We start from the raw sequence: 6,725 nt of genomic DNA on the forward strand, positions 1-6,725 counted from the left end.
ATGGCAGCACCAGCTGCTGATCGATCAGGCTGCGGATACCGCGCACCAGCCGGCCGGCCGGCCGCTCCGGTGCCGTCAGCCGCACCAGGCCGACGGCGCATCCGGCCGTCAATGCCTCGTAGATCATGGACACGCTGTCCTCGCTGACCCAGGCCACCTCCGCCTGCGCCAGCTCCTCGGCCAGCCAGCCCGGCGGACAGTCGCCCCAGGCCAGGAAACGGTCACCGTAATCCCGGGCGAGCCTGGTGCTCAAGTCAGGCGGCGTGCGACGCGAATCGGTGATGGTGGCACCGGGCCATGCGGTCATGATCGCGGAGACAGCGGCCAGGACATCCTCGTCACGCCAGATGAAGTGCTTGCTCTCGCCGCCGACCATGACCAGCGCACGCCCGGCCTGCTTCTGCCCCGGCCGCATGGCGTTCAGCACGCCCCGCGTCACGATCACGTTGCCGCCCGGACGCACGCCATCGTGCTCCGGCGCCACCACCCGGTCGAACCAGCGCTTGGGCAGCGACGGCTTCATGAGCACCACTGCACGGCCGCCGCGGGCCCGGCGCGCGCACAGCAGCGGCCAGTGCGTGGCATGACCAGCACCGATGATGAGATCAGGATCGGGAAGATCCCGCCCCGCCGGGAAGCGGCGGAGCAGCCAGCCGAAGGGACCGGCGGCGATGTCGCGCACCGGCAGGTCGTGCACGCTGACCGAAGTCAGCCGCTCCAGCGCCCGGGCCAGCCCCAGGCTCTGGCTCTCATGCCCCGGCTTGCCGTCCAGCAGGCGCCAGACGACCAGCGGCCGGAGCGTGCCGGCGTTCACGCCACCGGCGTCAGCCACTCGCCGTGCTCCTTGCGGACACCGGTCACGGTCTCGAAGTAGGCCTTCTGCAGCACGGTGGTGATCGGACCGCGACGGCCGGCGCCGATGACGCGGCCGTCCAGCTCGCGGATCGGGGTGACTTCGGCGGCGGTGCCGGTGAAGAAGGCCTCGTCGGCGATGTAGACCTCGTCACGGGTGATGCGCTTCTCGCGCACCTTGTAGCCGTGCTCCTCGGCGAGCTGGATCACCGTCTTGCGGGTGATGCCGTCGAGGCAGGCGGTCACGTCCGGCGTGTAGATCACGCCATCACGCACGATGAACACGTTCTCGCCCGAGCCCTCGGCCACGAAGCCTTCCGGATCCAGCATCAGGGCCTCTTCGGCACCGCCGGAGACGGCCTCCTGCAGCGCCAGCATGGAATTGATGTAGTTGCCGTTGGCCTTGGCGCGGGTCATGGCGATGTTGACGTGATGGCGGGTGTAGCTCGAGGTGCGCACCTTGATGCCCAGCTCCAGCGCTTCCTTGCCCATGTAGGCCGGCCACTCCCAGGCGGCCACGATCACGTGCACCTNTTGAGGTTGTTGGCGCGCAGGCCCATGCCTTCGCTGCCGTAGAACGCCATGGGACGCAGGTAGGCGTGCGGCAGGCCGTTCTCGCGCACCACGGTGCGGTGGGCTTCGTTTATCTCGTCCTGGCCGAAAGGCATGGCCATGTTCATGATGTGCGCCGACTTGAACAGGCGGTCCGTGTGTTCCTTGAGGCGGAAGATGGCAGCACCCCGGTCGGTGGCGTAGGCGCGGACGCCTTCGAAGACGCCCATGCCGTAGTGCAGCGTGTGGGTCAGTACATGCGTCTGGGCTTCGCGCCACGGCACCAGTTGGCCGTCAAACCAGATCACGCCATCACGATCAGACATCGACATCGTTGTCACTCCAGAGGGCGACGAACGGGAACGGCCGGTACCGGCCGCGCCACGGTGGCGTCGCCTGCAGATCAAAGAATTCAGGGGCGCCTATTCCACCACAAACCGGGGGTCTTGGGATACTGGCCGCGCGCGCATCAGGCCGCGCCGCCGGTCATGAAGCGAGCCCACTGCGTCCGCACCAGCGTGCGCTCGGCCACCAGCTCGCCCTCGCCCAGGATGCGGTCGACCCGGGCCAGCGCCCGGCGATGCCCCCGCGCCCGCAGCGCCAGATAGGCCGCCTTCAGGCCCTCGGCATCCTGCGATGACAGCACGCCGGCCTCGGCCAGCGTGTCGAGCAGGCGGACATTGTCCGGCCAGCGCGTCAGCGCCGGGAAGTCATGGGCGTGCGCCAGCGTCAGGTACTGCACCAGGAACTCGAGGTCGACCAGCCCGCCGGGACTGTGCTTGAGGTCTATGCCGTCCTTCGGCGCCAGGTGGCCGCGCATCTTGTCGCGCATCTCGACCACTTCGTGGCGCAGCGTCTCGCGATCGCGGGCCCGGGCCAGCACCTCGGCGCGCACGGCATCGAAACGTGCCGCCAGGCGGGTGTCGCCGGCGACGACGCGGGCACGGATCAGCGCCTGATGCTCCCAGGCCCAGGCATGTTCGCGCTGATATTGCGAGAAGCCGGACAGCGAAGTCACCAGCAGCCCGGAGCTGCCCGACGGCCGCAGGCGCATGTCGACATCGTAGAGCTGCCCGGTGGCCATGGCCGTGGTCAGCAGGTGGATGATGCGCTGGCCCAGGCGCGCGAAGAAGCTCGCGCCGTCCAGCGGCCGCTCGCCGTCGGAGTCGCGTTGCGGGTCACCGTCGTGCAGGAACACCAGGTCGAGATCCGACCCGTAGCCCAGCTCCAGCCCGCCCAGCTTGCCGTAGCCGACGATGACGAAGTCGGGGTCGCAGGGCGTGCCGTCGACACGCAGCGGCCGGCCGTGCTTCGCGGTGAGCTGACGCCAGGCCAGATTAAGCACCTCCTGCAGCACGGCCTCGGCGATCCAGGTCAGCGAATCGCTGATCTTCATCAGCGGCAGCGTGCCCTTGAGATCGGACGCCGCCACGCGCAGCACCTGCCCCTTCTGGAAGATGCGCAGCACATCCATCTGGCGCTCGAGGTCATCTTCCGGCACCCGTGTCAGCTGGGCGCGCAGCTCGGCCACGAGGTCATCGCGGCTGGGCGGCGCGAACAGCGTGGCGGCGTTCAGCAGCTCGTCGAGCAGCACCGGATAGCGCGCCAGCGACTCGGCGATCCACGGACTGGCGGCACACAGGTCGATGAGCCGCTGCAGCGCGTCCTGGTTCTCGATCAGCAGCACCAGATAGGCCGAGCGCCGCAGCGTGGCCTCGATCAGCGGCATGATGCGCAGCAGCGCGAGGTCGCCATTCTCGTGGGCGAGGCAGGCATGCACCAGCAGCGGCAGCAGCCGGTCGAAACGGTCACGCGCGGTGCCGGTGAGCTGCGCGACGGCGCGGCTGGCGAGCAGCGCCCGCACCGGCTCCGGCCAGGACTCCGGCGCCGGCACCTGGGGCTCGGCGGCATCACGCGCGACGATCACGTCGCGGAAATGGCCGTGCACGATCTCGCGCTGGCAGGCCAGCGCCGAGACGTATGCGCCCCAGTCCGCAAAGCCCATGGCGCGCGCCAGCCTCAGGCGGTCATCGTCGGCGGCCGGCAGCGTCTGCGTCTGCTGGTCGTGCAGCGCCTGTATGCGATGCTCGCTGTCGCGCAGGAAGCCGTAGGCCGTCACCAGTTCATCCACTGCGGCCGCCGGCAGCAGCTGACGATCGGCCAGCAGCGGCAGCACCTTCAGCAGCTCCCGCTCCTGCAGCGCGGAATCCACGCCGCCACGGATGAGCTGGAAGGCCTGGGCGATGAACTCGACCTCGCGAATGCCGCCGGCCCCCAGCTTGATGTTGTCGTCGCGGTCGTGGCGGCGGACCTCGCGCTCGATCATCGCCTTCATGTCGCGCAGCGACTCGAAGGCACCGAAATCGATGTAGCGACGGTAGACGAAAGGCTTCAGCGACTTCAGCAGCTGTTCACCGGCGCGCAGGTCACCGGCGCAGACACGCGCCTTGATCAGCGCGTAGCGCTCCCACTCGCGGCCATGGCGCTCGTAGTAGAGCTCCATGGCGTCGAAGCTGGTGGCCAGCGCCGAACCATCGCCCCAGGGCCGCAGACGCATGTCGACGCGAAACACGAAGCCGTCCGCCATGACCGGATCCAGCAGCTGGATGATGCGCTGCCCGACCTTGATGAAGAACTCCTGGTTGCCGATGCTGCGGGCGCCGTCGGTCTCGCCGTCCTCGTCGTAGGCGAAGATCAGGTCGATATCGGACGACAGGTTGAGCTCGTGACCGCCCAGCTTGCCCAGCCCCAGCACCACCAGCTGCTGGATCCGCCCCGAGCCGGCGCCGACCGGCCGGCCGTGCAGCGCGGCGAGCTCGGCCTCGGCCGCCGCCAGGGCCACCGCCAGCACGGCATCCGCGAAGGCCGACAGTTCGCGCGTCAGCGTGACCAGCGGGCAGCGTCGCAGCAGATCGCGCGCCACGAAGCGCATCTGCTCGCGCTGCCGGAGTTGGCGCAGCGCCGCCTGCCAGGCCGGGTCCGGCCCGCGAGCCAGCTCCGGCAGCGGACGCGAGCCGGGTGCCGGCAGCGCTGCGACGGCGGCCTGCACATGCGGCAGCCAGGCCTCATCCGGCATGTCCTGCTCCAGCCTCGCAGCCAGGACGTCCAGCTCGGCCTCGCCGAGGCGCTCCAGTCTTTCCGCCAGCCAGGGGGACAGTTCGGCAGCTTGGCTCCACACGGACATCGGCATCACTCACGCAGGGGAATACTGCCCGGCATGATGCCTGCTGGCCGGCACAAAACAAAAGGCCCGCTCTCGCGAGCGGGCCTTTTGTCAGACCATTTGCCCGTCACCATGCCCGCGATGCAGGCACGACGACGGCAACCGGGATCAGACGCTGTAGTACAGGTCGAACTCGATCGGCGACACGAAGGTGCTGACGCGACGGGCTTCTTCCGTCTTCAGCTCCAGGTAGGCATCGAGCATTTCCTTGGTGAACACGCCGCCCTTGAGCAGGAACTCGTGGTCGTTCTTGAGAGCTTCGAGAGCGACTTCCAGGTTCTCGGCCACGGTCGGGACCAGAGCGTCCTCTTCCGGCGGCAGGTCGTACAGGTTCTTGCTGGCGGCCTCGCCCGGGTGGATCTTGTTCTGGATGCCGTCGAGGCCGGCCATCAGCAGGGCGGCGAAGGCCAGGTACGGGTTGGCAGCCGGATCCGGGAAGCGGGCTTCGATGCGCTTGGCCTTCGGGCTCGACACGTACGGAATGCGGATCGAGGCCGAGCGGTTGCGGGCGGAGTAGGCCAGCTTGATCGGGGCTTCGTAGTGCGGCACCAGACGCTTGTAGGAGTTGGTGGCCGGGTTGGTGATGGCGTTCAGGGCACGGGCGTGCTTGATGATGCCGCCGATGAAGAACAGGGCCATTTCCGACAGGCCGGCGTACTCGTCGCCGGAGAACAGGTTCTTGCCATCCTTGGAGATGGACATGTGCACGTGCATGCCCGAACCGTTGTCGCCAACGATCGGCTTCGGCATGAAGGTCGCGGTCTTGCCGTAGGCGTGAGCGACGTTGTGCACGGCGTACTTCAGCACCTGGACTTCGTCGGCCTTGCGCACGAGGGTGTTGAAGGAGACACCGATTTCGGACTGGCAGGAGGCCACTTCGTGGTGCTGCACTTCGACGCGGCCCGGGCCCATCATGGCTTCGATGGCGGTGCACATGGCGGCACGCAGGTCCTGCTGCGAGTCGATCGGCGGAACCGGGAAGTAGCCGCCCTTCACGCGCGGACGGTGGCCGGTGTTGCCGCCTTCGTAATCGTTGTTGGTCGACCAGGCCGCTTCCTCAGCGATGATCTGGTGCGACACGCCGCCCATGTTGATGTCCCACTTCACTTCGTCGAACACGAAGAACTCCGGCTCCGGGCCGAAGAAAGCGGTGTCGCCGATGCCCGAGGCCTTCAGGTAGGCTTCGGCGCGCTTGGCGATGGAGCGCGGGTCGCGCTCGTAGCCCTGACCGGTCGACGGCTCGATGACGTCGCAGGTCACGACCACGGTGGTTTCTTCGAAGAACGGGTCGATGAAAGCGGTCTCGGGGTCCGGCAGCAGGATCATGTCGGAGGCTTCGATGCCCTTCCAGCCGGCGATCGACGAGCCGTCGAACATCTTGCCGTTGACGAAGGTGTCCTCGTCGACGGTGGCGGAGGGATAGGAGACGTGCTGCTCCTTGCCCTTGGTGTCGGTGAAGCGGAAATCGACCCACTTCGCCTCGTTGTCATTGATCAGCTGCAGTACCTTGTTCGACATGGTAGCTCCTCCAGAGAGCGTTCAATCGTTTCAGAGTTCGTCAGGACGCCAAATGCCCGGGCTGGGGTCACCGGCAGTCTCGGCTTGGATTGAGCAACATTCATGCCACTCATAAGAAAAGGCATTATCCTGCTAAACCGCGCCCGGCATCGCGCCAATTCGGTGCAAATTCGGCCGAAAAAGCACCCTAAAAGGGCGAAACGGGAATTCGAGCACCAAAACAGTGCAATATCGGCTTCGCAGCAGGAAATACAGCATCAATCGGCGGCATACGATATCACCGATTGAAGACGGACAGCAGAGCCCTTAGTCTTGTCTGCGCTCCCTCACGTCCGCGAGAACCGCCCCGCATGTCCGACTGCATCTTCTGCAAGATCGCCAACCATGAAGTGAATGCCCGCATCGTCTACGAGAACGAGCGCCTGGTGGCTTTTCACGACCTGTTCCCGGCCGCGCCGACACACCTGCTGATCATCCCCAAGACGCACTACAGCACGCTCAACGACGTGCCCGCCGAAGACGCACCGGTGCTGGGCGAGCTCATGACCACGGCCGCCCGCCTCGCCGGCGAGCTCGGCCT

4 protein-coding genes and 1 pseudogene are annotated in these 6,725 nt (G+C 67.1%); 1 reads left to right on the top strand and 4 read right to left on the bottom strand.

Annotated elements, in window-relative coordinates:
* From C5O18_RS05000 to glnA, 4 genes and pseudogenes are all read right to left on the bottom strand, one after another.
* Positions 1 to 832: mitochondrial fission ELM1 family protein (locus C5O18_RS05000; RefSeq protein ID WP_105192004.1), on the bottom strand; the 832-nt coding region annotated here is incomplete at its 3' end.
* Positions 811 to 1,736: pseudogene (locus tag C5O18_RS05005) on the bottom strand (branched-chain amino acid transaminase). The gene C5O18_RS05000 and the pseudogene C5O18_RS05005, both read right to left, overlap by 22 nt.
* 137 nt (positions 1,737 to 1,873) lie before the next feature.
* Positions 1,874 to 4,588, bottom strand: coding sequence for a bifunctional [glutamate--ammonia ligase]-adenylyl-L-tyrosine phosphorylase/[glutamate--ammonia-ligase] adenylyltransferase (gene glnE / locus C5O18_RS05010; protein ID WP_158249273.1), 2,715 nt, complete (start codon positions 4,586 to 4,588; stop codon positions 1,874 to 1,876).
* Positions 4,589 to 4,735: 147 nt separating this feature from the next.
* Positions 4,736 to 6,145 carry a type I glutamate--ammonia ligase gene (gene glnA, locus C5O18_RS05015; protein WP_105192008.1) on the bottom strand — a complete coding sequence of 470 codons (1,410 nt, stop codon included), beginning with the start codon at positions 6,143 to 6,145 and terminating at the stop codon, positions 4,736 to 4,738.
* A 350-nt stretch (positions 6,146 to 6,495) separates the two neighbouring features.
* On the opposite strand from glnA, the gene C5O18_RS05020 reads away from it, so the two are divergent.
* The coding region (locus C5O18_RS05020; RefSeq protein WP_105192010.1) for an HIT domain-containing protein at positions 6,496 to 6,725 on the top strand (230 nt) is incomplete at its 3' end.

It is taken from the genome of Amnimonas aquatica (assembly GCF_002943415.1).
GTDB classification, from domain to species: domain Bacteria; phylum Pseudomonadota; class Gammaproteobacteria; order Pseudomonadales; family Moraxellaceae; genus Perlucidibaca; species Perlucidibaca aquatica_A.

Excerpts from the sequence above, each read along its gene's own strand:
- glnE (WP_158249273.1), bottom strand. The coding sequence starts at position 4,588 with ATGTCCGTGTGGAGCCAAGCTGCCGAACTGTCCCCCTGGCTGGCGGAA.
- glnA (WP_105192008.1), bottom strand. The coding sequence starts at position 6,145 with ATGTCGAACAAGGTACTGCAGCTGATCAATGACAACGAGGCGAAGTGG.